Here is a 1,380-nt window from a genome sequence, read left to right as displayed (position 1 = left end):
GGTTGCGTCCAGGGAAGTGGTGTACGGGTTCGACCTGATCCGGGGGTTTGCTCCGGCATCGGGATGGTGCCCGCATAGATGAACGGCCACCGGCTGATCTTCGAAGTGTCGAAGCCTCGAAGGAGATCAGCACGATGACCGCACCCGACAGTCTGCCCCTGCACGCCCTCGCGGAAGACAACCTCGCCGCGGCGAGTCCCGATCTGCTGCGCGCGATGGTCAAGACGTTCGCCGACGCGCTCATGTCCGCAGAGGCCGATGCCCTCTGCAACGCCGAATACGGCCAGGTCAGCGACGAACGCGTCAACCACCGCAACGGATACCGCCCACGCGAGTGGGACACCCGCGCCGGCACCGTCGAACTGGCCATCCCCAAGCTCAGGACCGGCAGTTACTTCCCGCACTGGCTGCTGGAGCGACGCCGCCGGGCCGAACAGGCCCTCATCTCAGTGGTCGCCACCGCCTACCTGCTGGGGGTCTCCACCCGCCGGGTCGAGAAGCTCGCCGCCTCCCTGGGCGTCACCCAGCTGTCGAAGTCACAGGTCAGCGCGATGGCCAAGCACCTGGACGAGCAGGTCGCCGCGTTCCGCAACCGGCCCCTGGACCAAGGGCCTTACGCGTTCGTCTGGGTCGACGCACTGACCCAGAAGGTCCGCGAGGGCGGCCGCATCATCAACGTCCACGCCCTCATCGCGGTCGGCGTGAATGCCGACGGCCGCCGCGAGATCCTCGGCATCGACGTCGCCTCCAGCGAGGACGGCGCCGGCTGGCTCGCCTTCCTGCGCTCCCTGGTCGCCCGCGGCCTGTCCGGCGTCCAACTGGTCGTCTCCGACGCGCACGCCGGTCTGGTCAACGCGATCGGCGCCACCCTGCCCGGCGCGAGCTGGCAGCGCTGCCGCACCCACTACGCCCGCGCACTGCTGAGCCAGGTCCCCAAGTCGGCCCAGCCGTGGGTGGCCACCCTGCTGCGGACCGTGTTCGAACAGCCCGACACCGACGCCGTGAAGGCCCAGATGCGCCACGTCCTGGACGCCCTGGAGGCCAAGTTCCCCAAAGCAGCAGCCCACTTGGACGCCGCACAGGGCGACGTCCTGGCGTTCACCGCTTTCCCCCGCGAGATCTGGCGGCAGATCTGGTCGAACAACCCGCAGGAACGACTCAACAAGGAGATCCGCCGCCGCACCGACGTGGTCGGCATCTTCCCCGACCGCACCGCCCTCATCCGCCTCGTCGGCGCGGTGCTGGCCGAGCAGAACGACGAATGGACCGAAGCCCGCCGCTACATGGGACTCGACCTCCTGGCCAAGGCCCGCCTCCACCCGATCGAGTCACAAACCGACGAGACCATCGTCCCGACCGAACTCACCGCATAGCCTCAAA

At 68.6% G+C, this 1,380-nt stretch carries 1 protein-coding gene; it reads left to right on the top strand.

The window, feature by feature from the left end; all coding sequences use genetic code 11:
- The first annotated feature begins 134 nt into the window (after positions 1-134).
- A complete protein-coding gene (locus ACFYMM_RS44410) occupies positions 135-1,373 on the top strand; it encodes an IS256 family transposase (protein WP_388398575.1) in 1,239 nt (412 codons plus the stop codon).
- Positions 1,374-1,380: the final 7 nt, after the last annotated feature.

Origin of the sequence: Streptomyces sp. NPDC006739 (genome assembly GCF_042869815.1) — a bacterium.
In the GTDB taxonomy this organism is placed as follows: domain Bacteria; phylum Actinomycetota; class Actinomycetes; order Streptomycetales; family Streptomycetaceae; genus Streptomyces.
The sequence above is the reverse complement of the archived record's forward strand: the minus strand, read 5'-3'. Positions and strand labels throughout refer to the sequence as shown.

Bases quoted from the DNA above. Each gene is read 5' to 3' on its own strand.
- ACFYMM_RS44410 (WP_388398575.1), top strand. From the start codon at position 135: ATGACCGCACCCGACAGTCTGCCCCTGCACGCCCTCGCGGAAGACAAC.